The sequence below is a fragment of the Vibrio zhanjiangensis genome, assembly GCF_030161235.1.
Classification (GTDB): domain Bacteria; phylum Pseudomonadota; class Gammaproteobacteria; order Enterobacterales; family Vibrionaceae; genus Vibrio; species Vibrio zhanjiangensis.
In genome coordinates this window covers 1-14,753 of the sequence record NZ_BSPW01000034.1, presented here as the reverse complement: position 1 = coordinate 14,753, position 14,753 = coordinate 1, and the positions used below count along the sequence as shown (strand labels likewise).

General features: G+C 42.7%; 16 protein-coding genes. All 16 read right to left on the bottom strand.

The features are described 5' to 3' along the window. Positions 1-32: 32 nt before the first annotated feature. The 16 genes from QQK21_RS09610 to QQK21_RS09535 are packed head-to-tail and all read right to left on the bottom strand — an operon-like array spanning position 33 to position 14,530. On the bottom strand, positions 33-1,256 hold the full coding sequence (locus QQK21_RS09610; protein WP_284191975.1) for a beta-ketoacyl-ACP synthase: 1,224 nt from the start codon (positions 1,254-1,256) through the stop codon (positions 33-35). Continuing rightward, positions 1,253-1,978 (bottom strand): 3-oxoacyl-ACP reductase FabG, encoded by a 726-nt coding sequence (gene fabG / locus QQK21_RS09605; protein WP_284191974.1) that lies wholly within the window; start codon positions 1,976-1,978, stop codon positions 1,253-1,255. Before fabG ends, QQK21_RS09610 begins: the two co-directional genes overlap by 4 nt. Continuing rightward, positions 1,975-2,439, bottom strand: a complete 465-nt coding sequence (locus QQK21_RS09600; RefSeq protein ID WP_284191973.1) for a hotdog family protein — start codon at positions 2,437-2,439, stop codon at positions 1,975-1,977. The genes fabG and QQK21_RS09600 overlap by 4 nt, the downstream gene beginning before the upstream one ends. After that, positions 2,432-3,619, bottom strand: a complete 1,188-nt coding sequence (locus QQK21_RS09595; RefSeq protein WP_284191972.1) for a beta-ketoacyl-[acyl-carrier-protein] synthase family protein — start codon at positions 3,617-3,619, stop codon at positions 2,432-2,434. The genes QQK21_RS09600 and QQK21_RS09595 overlap by 8 nt, the downstream gene beginning before the upstream one ends. 21 nt (positions 3,620-3,640) lie before the next feature. Then, positions 3,641-4,252 carry a DUF3261 domain-containing protein gene (locus QQK21_RS09590; RefSeq protein ID WP_284191971.1) on the bottom strand — a complete coding sequence of 204 codons (612 nt, stop codon included), beginning with the start codon at positions 4,250-4,252 and terminating at the stop codon, positions 3,641-3,643. After that, positions 4,249-6,591: an MMPL family transporter gene (locus tag QQK21_RS09585; RefSeq protein ID WP_284191990.1), complete on the bottom strand. Its 2,343-nt coding sequence runs from the start codon at positions 6,589-6,591 to the stop codon at positions 4,249-4,251. The genes QQK21_RS09590 and QQK21_RS09585 overlap by 4 nt, the downstream gene beginning before the upstream one ends. Further along, the gene (locus QQK21_RS09580; RefSeq protein WP_284191989.1) at positions 6,563-7,192 is read right to left on the bottom strand and encodes an outer membrane lipoprotein carrier protein LolA; all 630 of its coding nucleotides are present in this window, start codon (positions 7,190-7,192) and stop codon (positions 6,563-6,565) included. Before QQK21_RS09580 ends, QQK21_RS09585 begins: the two co-directional genes overlap by 29 nt. Further along, positions 7,185-7,637: an acyl-CoA thioesterase gene (locus QQK21_RS09575; RefSeq protein ID WP_284191970.1), complete on the bottom strand. Its 453-nt coding sequence runs from the start codon at positions 7,635-7,637 to the stop codon at positions 7,185-7,187. The genes QQK21_RS09580 and QQK21_RS09575 overlap by 8 nt, the downstream gene beginning before the upstream one ends. Continuing rightward, positions 7,637-9,190, bottom strand: a complete 1,554-nt coding sequence (locus QQK21_RS09570) for an HAL/PAL/TAL family ammonia-lyase (RefSeq protein ID WP_284191969.1) — start codon at positions 9,188-9,190, stop codon at positions 7,637-7,639. Before QQK21_RS09570 ends, QQK21_RS09575 begins: the two co-directional genes overlap by 1 nt. Continuing rightward, entirely contained in the window at positions 9,177-10,895 is a 1,719-nt protein-coding gene (locus tag QQK21_RS09565; protein ID WP_284191968.1) for a glycosyltransferase family 2 protein, read from the bottom strand. The genes QQK21_RS09570 and QQK21_RS09565 overlap by 14 nt, the downstream gene beginning before the upstream one ends. Position 10,896: 1 nt before the next feature. Next, the gene (locus QQK21_RS09560) at positions 10,897-11,256 is read right to left on the bottom strand and encodes a 3-hydroxyacyl-ACP dehydratase FabZ family protein (protein WP_284191967.1); all 360 of its coding nucleotides are present in this window, start codon (positions 11,254-11,256) and stop codon (positions 10,897-10,899) included. 11 nt (positions 11,257-11,267) lie between these two features. Continuing rightward, positions 11,268-12,638, bottom strand: a complete 1,371-nt coding sequence (locus QQK21_RS09555; protein ID WP_284191966.1) for an AMP-binding protein — start codon at positions 12,636-12,638, stop codon at positions 11,268-11,270. Between the two features lie 5 nt (positions 12,639-12,643). Then, a complete protein-coding gene (locus QQK21_RS09550) occupies positions 12,644-13,204 on the bottom strand; it encodes a COG4648 family protein (RefSeq protein WP_284191965.1) in 561 nt (186 codons plus the stop codon). Beyond that, positions 13,189-13,461: an acyl carrier protein gene (locus QQK21_RS09545; RefSeq protein ID WP_284191964.1), complete on the bottom strand. Its 273-nt coding sequence runs from the start codon at positions 13,459-13,461 to the stop codon at positions 13,189-13,191. Before QQK21_RS09545 ends, QQK21_RS09550 begins: the two co-directional genes overlap by 16 nt. A 21-nt stretch (positions 13,462-13,482) precedes the next feature. Beyond that, positions 13,483-13,749, bottom strand: a complete 267-nt coding sequence (locus tag QQK21_RS09540) for a phosphopantetheine-binding protein (protein WP_284191963.1) — start codon at positions 13,747-13,749, stop codon at positions 13,483-13,485. Positions 13,750-13,765: 16 nt separating this feature from the next. Then, positions 13,766-14,530 carry a lysophospholipid acyltransferase family protein gene (locus tag QQK21_RS09535; protein ID WP_284191962.1) on the bottom strand — a complete coding sequence of 255 codons (765 nt, stop codon included), beginning with the start codon at positions 14,528-14,530 and terminating at the stop codon, positions 13,766-13,768. Between the last annotated feature and the right edge of the window lie 223 nt (positions 14,531-14,753).

Sequence of the window (14,753 nt, the reverse complement as noted above, 5' to 3'; positions counted from 1 at the left end):
CATTGAGCGTCTTTGTTGTAGTCTGAACTTAGTTAAATCTTTTTAAAGATGATCGAGGTGTTGATGCCACCAAAAGCAAAGTTGTTACTCATTAGGTATTTGACATCGAGTTCACGGCCTTGTCCTGATAGGTAGTCTAGATCACCGCATTGTGGGTCTAGGTTATCAAGATTGAGAGTTGGATTAAACCATCCACTATGCATCATTTCTAGGCTTAGCCATGCTTCTATGGCACCACAAGCACCTAATGTATGGCCAAAATAACTTTTTAATGAACTGATGGGCACTTTACCAAGTGCATTTGCAGTGGCGTTGCTTTCAGCAATATCACCACGGTCTGTTGCTGTGCCGTGTGCTGATACATAATCGATTTTATCCGCTGGTATATTGGCGTTTTGTAGTGCCATTTCCATACATATTTGCATCGTTTCCATTTGTGGTTGAGTGACATGTGCAGCATCGCAGTTACTCGCAAAGCCTATTATCTCAGCGTAGATCGTCGCACCACGAGCCATCGCGTGTTCATACTCTTCTAAGATTAAGGTACCCGCACCTTCACCAATAACTAAGCCATCTCTTTCCTCATCATATGGTCTAGGTGTACTTTTAGGCGTATCGTTTTTCAAACTGGTGGCAAAAAGGGTGTCGAATACGGCTGACTCGGTCGGGCAGAGCTCTTCAGCCCCACCTGCAACCATGACAGTTTGGTAGCCATGTTTAATGGCTTCATAGGCGTAGCCAATAGCTTGACTGCCAGAAGTACATGCACTACTGGTTGGAATGACACGACCTTTTAAACCAAAAAACAGCCCAATGTTAACGGCGGTGGTATGTGGCATCATTTGTACGTACGTGGTGGCGGTAATAGCTTTGGTCGTTTTTTCGTTTAACATGACACCAAAAGCACCAACGGCGTCAGTGCTCCCTGCCGAAGATCCGTAAGCGATCCCAGTTTGTCCGTTGGTGAGTACATCATTACCAATCAAACCCGCATGATTAAGCGCATTTTCTGTTGCGACTGTGGCAAGCTTTGAAACACGACCCATGCCACGTACTTGTTTACGTTTGTAATGTTTTGGTAATTCGAAGTCGGCAATAGGCGCAGCAAGCTTGGTGTTTAAACCGTCATACTGTTCGTACGAGGGCATGTACTGAGTAGCATTTTGACAGTTTCGCAGTTTAGGCTCAATACTGGACCAATAATTACCAAACGCCGTAACACCAGACATACCGGTTACAACGACTCGGCGATTCATACTAAGCCTCCATTAACGGATATAACTTGGCGCGTTACATAGCCTGCAATGTCAGACATAAGATAACTGACTAGGCCTGCTACTTCTTCTGGTTCACCCATACGGCGAAGAGGAATTTGAGGCATTGCGTGTTCTTTCACGTGTTCAGCTACCATGCCGGTGTCAATGAGGCCGGGCGCTACACAGTTTACGGTGATCTTTCGTTTGGCTAATTCAAGTGCTAAAGATTTCGTCGCACCAATGACTCCGGCTTTGGCTGCGCTGTAATTGGTTTGACCTCGGTTACCCACCAGGCCAGATACCGATGCTAGAGTCACAATACGACCGCCTTTACGTTTTTGTACCATTGGCATCACACAAGGGTGAAGGACATTGTAGAAGCTATCTAGGTTGGTATGGATCACTCCATCCCATTCTTCTTCAGTCATGGCAGGAAATGCGGTGTCGCGAGTGATACCAGCATTATTTACCACGCCATAATATGCTCCATATTCTGCTATGTCGGCCTCTAATGTGTTTCGACATTCTTCTCGGTTACTTATATCAAACTGTATAAGACGACCCGAGCCACCATTATGCTCAATGGTTTCTAGCGTATCTTGCGCACCTTGTTGGTCGCCCATGTAATGAACGATAATATGGAAATCGTCTTTAGCAAGTTGCACGGCAACTGCCTTACCAATGCCTTTGCTGGCACCTGTGACTAGGACTTGTCGAGTCATTGTTGGCTCCTAATTTTCATTTCTTTTAGTTTTTCTTTTGATGGAACGTACACGTTCAACTGACAGGTTGCGATAGTTCTTTCTTGCCACTCCATCCGAGCCGAAAACACGGCCATGCCATCGTTTTCCATTATCTTTTCAGCATAGATATCAATTTGTTGACCCTGAGTGAAGGCTTCGATATCTGAACTATAACGTCGACTTCCTAATAGAAATCCGATGGGTGGTTGCTGGTATTGAATAAGCGCATGGTAGCCAGACCAAGCGGCAATCGATTGAGCCATGAACTCAATGCCAACATACGCTGGCACTGTTTTAGTGTCGTAGTTGAAAAAGGGGATATGTTCATCGATTTCAACCTGGCAATGGATTGAATCTACCTGAATATCGATCGCACGATCGACGAAGATCATTGGCTTATCGTGTGGAAGTAGTTGTTCAATTGAAGGATATTTAGCCATGAGCGTAACCAAAAATAAGACTAACGTTATTACCGCCGAAAGCAAAAGAATTGCTTAAAATTGCTTTTCCACCAAGCTTTATTGGTGACTCAACGAGGGATATATGAATATCTTGCGCTTTCTTTGCACAATGCTGGATGGGTAGGTCAAGATCATAGTTTAATATATGCCAGGCAATAGCAGCCTCGGTAGCACTGGCCGCTCCCAATGTATGACCTGTTAGAGGTTTGGTTGAACTAACAGGCACTCTACCACCGAAGCATCGTTGAATAGCCTTACTTTCCATTGAGTCATTCAATGGTGTCGCGGTACCGTGAGCATTGATGTAACCAATATCTTTGGCGCTTAAGCCTGCATTAATCAAAGCATTATTCATCGCTTCTTCAGCACCTATACCCTCTGGGTGTGGCGCGGAAATGTGGTGTGCATCAGAGCTGTCTCCTGCACCCAATAACGCTACTTTTGCGGGGGAGTGGCTCAACAGCATAATGGATGCTGCTTCTCCAATGTTAATACCGTCTCGATCAGCATCAAATGGCAGACAATGTTTGCTTGACAGAGCTTCTAAACTACTAAAACCATTCAATGTTAGGCGACATATAGTGTCGACTCCGCCAACAATAACAGCGTCGACTAGTCCAAATTTCAAAAGGCGCTGAGCCGTTATAAATACACGTCCACTCGATGAACAAGCCGTCGAGACTGCATAATGGGGACCCGTGAGGCCAAAATAAGCAGCGACAAAGTCACTACAGTGACCAAGTTCTTGTTTACGATAGTGATAGCTGTTTGGGAAAGCATGGCCTTCCAGCTTTTTCTCTAACGCAAGTTCACCATCTAAGATGCCAGAGGTACTGGTTCCAATTACAACAGCAATGCGGTCTGAGCCGTATTGTTTGATGGCTTCACGTATTTGGGGCTCGATGCGTTGAATGGCAGAGAGTGCAAGGCGGTTATTCCTTGAATCAAAGCAATGCAAGGCTTGCGGAAGATTGGGTAATGGCTCTGAAATATGCCCAATAACCGTTTCTCGACCGTTATTAAGAATGGTTTTATCCACTACCATGTTCGATGGTTTTGATCCTGACAGGCATTGGTGAATGCTGGCCGCATCACTACCCATGGCAGAATGAAAGCCGCAGGCATGGATATACAAAGGTTGGGGAGAGCAAATAGACATAATATTGTATTAGGATCGTTCTTAATTCAATTGATACTGCAGTGTTTGGATGGAAATCGAAAAAGGATGTTGAAGATGATTGAAACTAATCTTACCTTTGAGTTTGTCCCGATTTTCATAGCGGATACTTATCATCTTTTCACCGCTACTATTCAGTATGGTTCTAGAATATTCATCATCAATCAATCGCCACTTTATCTTATTTAGCGACGGTTCCCAAGCAGAACTTGGCCAGAGAGTTATCATTACGTTGAAGAGTACCTGTTCAGGGTCGGGCAGTGTACCATCGATGTTTGCGAGAACCTCGGTTTTTATTTGCTCACCATTGTAGTTGAGAGACAAAATCCTCGTACCCCAAGAGGAAAAGCCTGCCACTACGACTTGGGTATTGGTGACCTGCAATTGGACCGGTAATTGCTCGGATTTCTCTTCGCCTTCAACAATCCAGTTTATTGTAACAAGCTGACTCGCGGATAGTTGGTATCCAAGACCATCTGGGGTAGGAAGCTGTACTATTACACTTGGTTCTATATTGATACTAGGGGTCGATTGTCTCGCCACTAAGCTACATGCATTGAGCGTAATTGCAAAAACAATTACGATGAAAACACGCGAGATAGTTGAAACGCTCATTGAGGTTTTTCCTTCGTTATAATAGCAATAGGTGAAAGCAGCCAAGCGACAAAAATGCCACTTAAAACGGTAATACCAAAACTATGAATCGCGTGGGTTTGACTTAAAGCTAGTAACCCGAAAGACAATATTGTCGTGATGGCAGAAAGCGTAATTGCAAGAAGAGTGCTTAAGCTGTGCGACTTTTCGGCAAAAAACAGGGTGTAGTCAATACCTATTCCCAAGATCAGGACCAATCCTAATAAATTAAATAAGTTGAGTGTTGAACCAGCGGCAACAGCCGCAGCAAGGCCGCAGATACACGCAATCACCGAAGGTAGTATAATTCTCCAGCCATGATTAAAGCCATAACGTTTTACCAGCACTGAAAAAATGATAGCGGCGGCTGAAAATAAAAGTTCCATAATTTTAATCCGGTAATCTCTGAACAGGCTCGAAATTTCCTCTGCTTTATCCAAGTAACTGATATCAGGTTGAGTTTGTGCAAAAGACTTAACAACGTCTGGTTTGTTCAGTTGATTTAGCATTATGATTGCGGCGGACTTGCCTTCAATTTGCCCCAAGTAAAGAAATCGAATGGGTTCTGATACAGGATTGTTTAGGTAGCCTGTCAAACTGACTGGTACAAAGCTGGCATTGAGTATCGGTGTAGTTAATAACTGCAGATCTGATGCTAAGGTAGGACCTTGAGTTTGGTAGAGGTTCTTTATTAGAGCAAAATCCTTTTGTTGACGTTCAATTGAGCTCAGATAATTACTCAAATTTTGATAACTTTCAACGATGTTAGTGTGTCGCCATTGGTTGAGCTTGGAGTCGAGTTGTTCTAATCGCTCCAATAGAGATTGTTCAGAATTAGCCGTTACTACAAGCATTTGCTGCGAAGCCTGCATACCACTCACTTCCGTAATCAAAGTTTCTTGCTTTTTGAGAGCCTCTGGCATGGCTTGTAATTGGCGAATATCATCATTGTATTCTAGCTGGGTGAGCAAATAACCACTGCTTACTAGGCAGATAATAGGAAGTCCAATTTTCACACTAGAATACTGCCAAGCGGATAACCATGCTGACAAAAGTTTCTTAGCGGGTACATTCGCGACATTATGAGAAGGCTGTTTTGCTAGAACTGGATACCAAGCGACAACCGTTGTATAAGCGGCAATAAGCCCGATAGAGGAAAATAGAGCAAGCTGCTGTAAACCAGGGAAAGGGGCGATCAGCATGGTTATGTAGCCAATCAGACTGGTTGCAAGGCCGAGCGTGATTGCTACAAAAATATGTTTGAGCCCCTCTCGGCTGTCCCAATGATGGCCCAAAGACAAACTTTCAGTAAGATAGTGGAAAGCGTAGTCTATCGAAACGCCTATCAAACTTGCTCCGAATACCAAGCTGAACAGATGGACTTTGCCAAATACCAAGATCGTGACACTAAGGGCAACGAGCAAGCCGACCGATATCGATAACAGTGCTAGTCCGATAGGTGATAAGCTGCGAAATACAATTAGGAGCAAAACGATAATACCTAGGAGTGAGAAAGCACCAATAGTAGTGATTTCATGTTTCGCGTTTTGGGTACCATAGCTAGCGTAAAACAGCGCGCCTGTATGAGCCGTCTTTGTATTAAACTGTGTAGCAATAGATTGCTCTAGTTGTTCGATTTTGGACACTACGAGTTGAGTGGGGAAGCTATAGGGTGAGCTATCCAATATCGCCGTGATCAGTAGGTATTGCTGACCTTCTTTTTTGGCAAATAAATAGCCACTATCAAGCGTAAATGCCGACGTTTGCTGTTTTACTTGACTGAGGTAATCGCGAAATAGAAGGAAAGGATCGCTTTGTAGCTCTTGACTCGTCACACCGGAAAACGGGTTGTAAAGTACTTGAAGCACATGTTGAATTTGAGCTTGTGGATCCTGGTTTAATCGATCACGCTGGGTTTGAGTTAGCTGTTGGAATCGATGATTAAAATAATAGCTTGCCCATGCTTGCTGTTTATCGGGTGATATCTCGCCAATGACGTTGGTAAACTGTTGAGTCTCTAGTAAGCCTTTCTCAAAGGTTCTTGCCGCTTGGAGTAACTTTTCTTTGTCTTGGGAGGAAAGCACAAATATTACTCGATCACTCATACTAGTAGAGACAGCTTTAAATGCCTGTTCTGCCACTTTATCCTGTTGATTTTTGGGTAGCAGCTTTAGAATGTTGGTTTCAATCGGCAGATGAGTGCTACCCAGCCACAGCTTTAGCAAGAGAGCGCTTACAATCAAAACGAAAGCCACCCAAAGGAGTGCCAATGAGCGAGAACCCAGTTGGAATTTAGAATTCAAATTGAGCCTTCTCTGTATCCGTTAATTCTTTTGGTATCGAGGTTTGATGAGTAAACGCGATGTTTGTTTTATCTCCACGTACTTCTTCTAGCACCAATTGGTCTATATAGTTCTTACCCGTTAGGGTAATAGCTTTAAATACTGAATTAAGCGGTGCTTGCTTTGGAGTCAGGACCAATTGCCATTCGTCATTGTCCTGCACTGAAAAATTCATTCTAAATCCTTCTTCCAATACTGCTGTATTGCTATGGAAAACCGATAGAAAAATGTGGCTAAAATAGAATGCCATTGGGTTTTCTTGTGCAGTAATGGTTTTTGGTGCTTGATTAGCAAAGGTCTGTTGTAACTTGTCTTGGGTTAAAATTAGATTTACCGCAAATGGGGTTTGCTGCTGCCAAATCAAACCATGTGACTTGCTAAGACTAAAGGTACCTGTTGAGATGAGAGGTTGATTAAACATCTCAAGGTGGCGACTTTGTTTAAAATTGCCGCGTATGACCTCATTTTTCGACAATTGTGATTGAAGTGACTCGAGATTATGTAACCTTGCCCAACTTAATGTTGAGAATGACATGAGTAAAAGAAAGGGCATGAATACACATAACAAGCATTTACGCATCATGACAGGCTCCAGATTTATGCCATTGTTCAACTTTATCTAAAAAAATGGATGGAGACACAAAACACATCTCTTGTTTTTCGATACAAACTGCGACCTGTGTGGTATGAGCTTTACACATACGTTGGTCGGTTTTTTTATCATAGATAACATAATCTACGCGTAATCGGTTTTCCCATTCAGTGAGTGATGCAGCCACACGAATTTCATGGTTAAAAGGGATGGCTTTGACATATTTAACTCGGGTATCGATGACTGGCCACATATAACCTGACGCTTGCATATCACAGTAACTGTAATTAATTTTTTCCATTAAGACTCTGCGTGCTTCTTCAAAGTAACGGAAAAAGTTACCATGATAGATGACGCCCATGGGGTCTGCATCTTGAAAGGAAGTAACCATAGTGACTTCTGCTTCCAATTGATAAAAGACTTGCTCTTGCATTATACCTCCGCGTATAACGACCAGTAGCGTTGCTGGATTTTCGAGATAAAGTGACGCAAATCGTTTTCAAGTGGACGATCTTCAACAACAAACTCAAATTCTTCCAATACCGAGTCACGAATCATTTTTAAGCTGCTGCTCATATGACATTGGTCTAGTTCGTTATGACGATGACGAATCTCTACTGCCTGTACACTGGCGAGTAAAGAGGCTGCCGCCACCTGTTCTGTCAGCTCTAGAACACGCATACAATCTCGGGCAGCTATGGTACCCATGCTCACTTTATCTTGGTTATGACACTCAGTTGAGCGAGAGAAAACACTAGCAGGCATAGTATGTTTTAACGCTTCTGCGGTCCATGCTGAAATACCAATTTGAACGGCTTTAAAACCATGATTAATAGCCTTACGTTCGCCTACAGCACCAGTCAGATTAAAAGGCAGACCATTGTTAAACTTATAATCCATGAGCTGAGCCATCTGGCGATCCAGCAGGTCGGCTAGGTTTGCAATATTCGCTTTGAGTGTATCCATCGCCATAGCAATATGGCCACCATAGAAATGTCCCCCGTGCAGTACACGTTCATTATCCCCATCAATAATAGGGTTGTCATTGGCGCTATTTAATTCATTTTCAATCAATTGGCGAAGCCAAGGAAGAGAGTCTTGAACCATACCGATAACGTGTGGTGCACAACGAAGAGAATAACGATCTTGAAGACGGTCACTATTACGCGGTGGGCGTTCTGTTTTTAAGTCATCACGCAACCATGCCGCTATTTGTTGCTGACCTGGGTGAGGCTTGACCGCGAATAGGGCTTCATCAAAATGAAAATCGTTACCTTGTATAGCCACAGATACCAAAGAGGTGATCTTAGTACACAGTTGAGCAAGATATTCTGCACGTTTGTACGCAATGCAAGCGAGTGCTGTCATCACTGACGTACCATTCATCAAGGCTAAACCTTCTTTTGGTTTCAGCGTTATGGGACAAATACCTAGTTCGGCAAATACTTGCTGAGTTGGGCGCAGCTCACCTTTGTAAAATACATCACGTTCACCAATAAGAGTCGCAGCAAGGTAAGATAATGGCGTTAAATCACCGCTAGCACCAACCGATCCTTCTTGAGGGATGCGTGGCGTTATATTATAGTTAATCATCTTGATGATTTGATTCAATAAGTCATGAGAGACGCCCGAGACGCCTTGTGACAAAGAACATAAGCGAGTGGCTAGTACCGCTCTTGCTTGTTCATGAGACAAGACTTCACCCAAGCCACAGCCGTGAAACCGAGTCAGGTGCAGAGGCAATTCATCGACCAATGCAGGTGGGATAGCAACCGTACATGAGTCGCCATACCCAGTCGTTACGCCATATATAACGCCTTCTTCTTTAAGAAGCTTTTCTAAAAATGCTACTCCGCGATCAATTTTTTTGGTGAATTCGGGGGATGTATTCATACTTGCTTTTGCACCATGTGCAATCGCTACAACATCTTCAATAGAAAGGCGTCCTGCACCAAAAGTTATGCTTTGATTCTTATTTATTGTCATTGTTATTGCTTAGAGTCCAGAAGTTGAAAAAGTTGTACCACTGCAACGGAGCTTGCAGCGTGTGGTGCTCTAGTCGTTGAGCATATTGCCGCACCACAGAATTGAGCACTTCCTGTCGAGAGTTACGTGGTAACGTTATTTGATCACTAAAATGCTCAAAGTATACGTTGAAGTGTGGTTTATCAGCACCGTCATCTCTTAAGCCAAAGAGAAGATAAACGGGAGCTTTTAATACCGAGGCCAATATAAATGGTCCCTGAGGAAAAGGCGCAGGCTTACCTAAAAAGTCAGTCCAAGTCACTCGGCTTTCAACGCTGGTTGAAGTACGATCCCCGACAATCACCACCCATTCTCCTTGTTCAAGTTTTTGCTGAAGCAAAATGGCGGTGTCTGGTCCTATAGAATTAACTTGAATAATGTTGAGTTCAGAATTTGGGTTCACAGCTGCCATCACCGTATTAAATCGTTCGGCATGTTTTGTGAATACCAGAGCGTTAATTTTCACATGAGAATGTCTACGCCCTAGTGCTCTACACAACTCTATGTTACCGAGGTGAGAAGCAAAAATAACCACTCCTTGTTGGCTTTTGGCCATCTCTTCAAAGTGGTCTCGGCCATGAATCGTTAGGTTATCTACGCTGAAATCACCTTGCCAGGCAGCCAGTTTATCGAGCATAGTGTGTCCGAATGACAATAGGTGCTGATAGCTGTCTAAAGGCTGGGGTAGCACAATATTTTGTTGTCTTGCATATTGCTGTAACTGACACAAGTATACTTCAGAAGCTTGTCGAGCAGATTTACCAGTCAAATGGTAATAGAATATCACTAGCTTCAAAACTTGATTAAAGGATCTACGCCCGAACATACGATATATAGCCAAGAGGGTTTTAATCCCCAACTTTGTGCCTTGCTCTTTTCGCTTTGACCAATGCTCACTGCTGTATGGCTGAGGTTTTCGTTTTCGAGTTATTAATGAACGAACCCTTGGCAACATGCCAAAGAACAAACGCGTATGCATTCGGCTAATTTTGACGTTGTCCCAGAGCACATCGAAGTTTGAAATACCACCTTCTGGGTAGATGACACGAGTCGGAATAAAATCAACATCGGTACCTTCCCAGTACATGCGGACTAAGATCTCTGTATCGAAGTCCATGCGCTTGCCGATATAATGTTTGTTTATTACGTCAACTGTTGGTTTGAGAGGGTAGACACGAAAACCACACATGCTGTCCTTGATAGAAAATGACAGTGTTTCAATCCATACCCAGACATGGGTTAAGTATCGCCCATATAAACGCGATTTAGGCACGCTTTCATCATAAATAGGTTGGCCAGAAATTAGCCTATCCGGATTCGATTGTGAAGCTTCTATTAGTGCTGGAATCGTATCGAGATCGTGCTGACCATCGGCATCTATTTGTATAGCGTGTGAGAACCCTTTAGCAAATAGCTGCTGGAACGCTTCCATCACAGCAACACCTTTGCCCTGATTATCAGGTAGACGAATCAAAGTAATTTTCTTTTCGCTAGCCAAGGTGTCTAAGGTGTTCTTTGTTTTATAATTACTGCCATCATCAACAACCAAAACCGGTAAAGCAAACTCGGACAGTGAATCAACTACAGATTCAATCGTACTGCCATGGTTGTAACATGGGATAAGAAAACATGCATGATAATGTTTCTTGTTGCTCACGGTCGTCACGTTAACTCCCCAGCTTCATTTTACCCGAAGAGTGAATTTTGGTTTGTTCACCAGAGGTAGAAGTATATTTAAATGCAAGCTTTTCTCGTTCGACATCCCAAGACAGCGAAAGAGTAACCTTCATATTTGGTAAGATAGGTTCGTTGAATTTAATGACTTCCATACCTTTAAATACTGCGGGTGTTTCGACGTATTTGACTGCATAAAATAAAGCCCAATCGATTTGTGTAACCCCTGGCAACAATGGGAAATCAGTAAAGTGACCTTGGAAATCTAAGATATCTTCGTCGACATACATGTCTATTGTTACGATGTGGAGGCCGACATCAATCTGGGTGATTGTTGGTTTTCTTTTGTCCATGATGAGTTCTTTTATTCTTGAAACAACTTTTCTATTTCAGACGGGTGTCGTTTACCTTGGCTATTGAGCGGAATTTCATCCAACACTCTAAATTTGCGTGGAATGGCAGCAGGCTCAAGCCATTTAAGAAGCGCTTTTCTTAGGGCTATCCAAAACTTCCCTTTTCCAAGTTCTTTTAATACTTCATTACCTTCAGTAGTAAGAACAATCGCGGCAAATAGCGATAGACGGTCTGCTTCTCTTACTGGAATGACGGCACCTTCTTCAACCAACGATAGTTGCTCCAAACGCTTTTCTACTTCAACAAGTGAAACACGCTTTTCTTCTACCTTTACGACTCTGTCGGTGCGACCGTACAATTCGAAACAACCGTTTTCATGGAAATAGCACTCATCTGCAGTCTGATACCACTGAGTTTTGTCAATGTGGGCCGAACGAAGTTTTAAGCAATTTTTGTCGTTTAAGCTTGCCTCAATTTCAGGGAAAAGTGTCCAAAGTTGATTGACTGAACTTTGTTGTCGGTATGCAATGCCGCCGGTTTCTGTACTGCCTAATACTTCGATTGGGTAATCGCCAAATAATTGCTCAACATGGTAGGCAGAATTGATAGGTAGGGGGCCTCCAGATGAAAAAGTACAACGCAGTGACGATGGTTGGAGTTCTTTACTCAAGCGTCTCAGTAATGCTGGGCTACTGATCAGTACTGTCTCGGGAGAAGCGAAATGACACACCTGTTCTGGAAATTCCAAGTTATAGGTGGCAAAAGGAGTTTCTGAGCATAATGGCCAAAGAACACGAAATAGCAGCCCATAAATATGCTGATGGGAAACCGTACTTTCAATATTAGCGCCTTGCAGCTTGTGACCCCACAACCGGTTAAGAATCGTGATTTCGATATCTAGCTGCTCTAACGTTTTTCGGACTGCTTTGGGATTACCACTCGAGCCGGACGTAAATAATGTAAGGGTTATATCAGCGAGTGATAAAGTTTGCCATTTACAAGCTCCTGAATTGGAGCATATATCTACATATAGAGAGGAGAGCCCATTAGGAGGAATCACTTCACGATCGTGTAACACAAGGTCAAAGTGCTTATCCAACTCTCTTAATGCTTCAGGCTGACAATTACCAGGTAGAACAATTGATTTACCAGAGTAGCAACAGGCGAAAAAACTTATAGCGAAAAGATAGCTGTTGCCAAAACACAATGCGATACGTTGGGCCTGATGATTTTCTAACCTAACTTTCAAGCTGGCGACATTATCTTGAAATGCTTCCCACGTCATCGTTATATTTTTGTCGTATGCAACCCTAGATTGTACCGTTCTATTCGCCGTCATTAAAGTCGCGATAGAAGAGATATTCAACAAGCCTGTGTTCATGCGATTCAATCTTCCTTTCGTAAAATTTGGCGCATTACCCATTCCCCTGCGAATAAGCTACCGGCCGCTATATAACTAATGAAGCCGTTGTAAAATGCCCAGATTTCGATAGGTTGAAAACAGGTGTAAAGTGCGACGGATGCATTCAAAATAAAGAATCCGCACCAAACAGCTGTAAGCTTTCGCGTATAGATAATGCCACTTTGTGGAAGATCAGGATCGCTAAGCCGAGCAAGCCTTTCTATGATGCTTTGTGGTTGTGTCAAGCTCAGTGAGAACAAGCCAAGCATACAGAGGTTTACGAGGACAGGGTAAAATTTTAGCCATCCATGTTGCTCGAAAACAACGCCTGAGATAGCTAAGAGAATACCCACAATACCCGTGGTGAACGAAAGGAACTTAAGCTCTTTGAATGGTGTTTTACTCGCTGTGAACATTCGTAAAAGTAAAGCTACAACGAGTATAACTCCAACCAGATTTAAGCCAAATTGGTCAATACCAAAGTAAACCGCGAAAGGGTAGACAAATAATACGATGGCAGACACAACTGTCAGCACTTGGCGCATTCACTTTCCTTAAGAAGTTCTGTTACCGCATTAACTACATCGTCCACTATACGGACAGTGCTAAATTCAGCTGGCTTAATCTTTTTACCTGTGACCTTCTGTAGATGCACTACAAGGTCTACTGCATCGATACTATCTAGGTCTAAGTCAGCGTATAGGTGAGCCTCTGGTTGAATGTCTTCGGCCTCAATGTCGAATAAATCTACAAGAGCAGCTTTAACTTGTTCAAATACGCGATCTTTGTTTATGTCTGTCATGAATGTACCTACAAACTATTCTTAATCTTGAGAAGAGGTTTGAGAAGAAATGTATCTAGTAAGGTTTGCTACAGAAGCGAAATTTTCTCGAATATTAGAATCGTCAGCATCAATGACAATGCTGTATTTCTTTTTAATCGCTAAACCAAGCTCAAGAGCATCAATAGAATCCAAACCAAGGCCATCACCAAAAAGTGGCGCCTGTGTTTCAATATCGTCGATGGTTAAATCTTCGAGGTTAAGAGCATCAATAATAAGTTGCTTGATCTCATTGTTTAAGTTTTCCACTGGTACCTTCTTATAATTATGAATTTTCTGGAAATATATTTTCAGCCAAATACTGATGTAGGCGACGAGCTGCTTTCGTCGGGGACGTAGTTTGCGTTATAAAAGGCTTAATCTCAACTTTATCTTTAACTTCAACTTTGAAAAATGGCTTTTTTTCCGGCACTTGATACCATTTTTTCTCTTTTGTAAGAAAACTTGGCGTTACTGTAATATGCACAATGCGTAAATCTCGTTCGGTACGAATCGCTATTTGAGCTGCGCCTCTTTGCAATTTCGATTTTATACCTGGCGTCGTTCTAGTACCTTCAGGGAAAATAAGCAAAACGTTACCATCGTTAAATCGCTCTCCACATGCTGCTAATAAATCATCAGGCCCTTCGTTTGGTATATAACCAGCAGCCTTAACAACATGTTTCATAAACGGGTTAGACCATATTGCCGACTTAACAAGGCAATCACAGTGTTTTAACTGTGAGGCGATCAAAACATAATCAATCAAACTTGGATGATTCGCCACTATGATGCAGCTTCTATCTTGCTGAATTATATCTGCACCGATAATTTCGTAGTCAATGACCCCGCAGAGCTTCATCAAATGACAAAAAATGTCGAATGCATATTGAATCGCTTCTTGAACTTTATACTCTCTCTTTTTTGTATCAAGAGTGGTTAAGCGAATTATAGGGATCGCGACAAAGCTAAGAATTAAGCTACCTAGACCAAAAGCTGAAAAGCAACATCCAGTCGCAAATACTCGCCAGTACTGATTTAATTTTCTCATTGATGTTGCCATTCCCATGATTGTTGAGGCGATTGAATGACCCATTTCTTCGCTGGCGATAAAAAGTGTTGGATGAAACTTAGCCCTTGTGGGAGGCTACTGGGTTCCTTTGCCTCCTTTGTCGTTTTGACTTTGAACGCATTCCCATTAGAAACAACTAAGTGTGATCACCAAGCGATTCTGTCGTACCTTAATTACCAAGCGACTTTGTCATTACGTTAAC

Excerpts from the sequence above, each read along its gene's own strand:
- fabG (WP_284191974.1), bottom strand. The coding sequence starts at position 1,978 with ATGACTCGACAAGTCCTAGTCACAGGTGCCAGCAAAGGCATTGGTAAG.
- QQK21_RS09535 (WP_284191962.1), bottom strand. The coding sequence starts at position 14,530 with ATGAGAAAATTAAATCAGTACTGGCGAGTATTTGCGACTGGATGTTGC.
- QQK21_RS09560 (WP_284191967.1), bottom strand. The coding sequence starts at position 11,256 with ATGGACAAAAGAAAACCAACAATCACCCAGATTGATGTCGGCCTCCAC.
- QQK21_RS09555 (WP_284191966.1), bottom strand. The coding sequence starts at position 12,638 with ATGAACACAGGCTTGTTGAATATCTCTTCTATCGCGACTTTAATGACG.
- QQK21_RS09595 (WP_284191972.1), bottom strand. The coding sequence starts at position 3,619 with ATGTCTATTTGCTCTCCCCAACCTTTGTATATCCATGCCTGCGGCTTT.
- QQK21_RS09570 (WP_284191969.1), bottom strand. The coding sequence starts at position 9,190 with ATGACAATAAATAAGAATCAAAGCATAACTTTTGGTGCAGGACGCCTT.
- QQK21_RS09575 (WP_284191970.1), bottom strand. The coding sequence starts at position 7,637 with ATGCAAGAGCAAGTCTTTTATCAATTGGAAGCAGAAGTCACTATGGTT.
- QQK21_RS09600 (WP_284191973.1), bottom strand. The coding sequence starts at position 2,439 with ATGGCTAAATATCCTTCAATTGAACAACTACTTCCACACGATAAGCCA.
- QQK21_RS09580 (WP_284191989.1), bottom strand. The coding sequence starts at position 7,192 with ATGCGTAAATGCTTGTTATGTGTATTCATGCCCTTTCTTTTACTCATG.
- QQK21_RS09545 (WP_284191964.1), bottom strand. The coding sequence starts at position 13,461 with ATGACAGACATAAACAAAGATCGCGTATTTGAACAAGTTAAAGCTGCT.
- QQK21_RS09590 (WP_284191971.1), bottom strand. The coding sequence starts at position 4,252 with ATGAGCGTTTCAACTATCTCGCGTGTTTTCATCGTAATTGTTTTTGCA.
- QQK21_RS09550 (WP_284191965.1), bottom strand. The coding sequence starts at position 13,204 with ATGCGCCAAGTGCTGACAGTTGTGTCTGCCATCGTATTATTTGTCTAC.
- QQK21_RS09610 (WP_284191975.1), bottom strand. The coding sequence starts at position 1,256 with ATGAATCGCCGAGTCGTTGTAACCGGTATGTCTGGTGTTACGGCGTTT.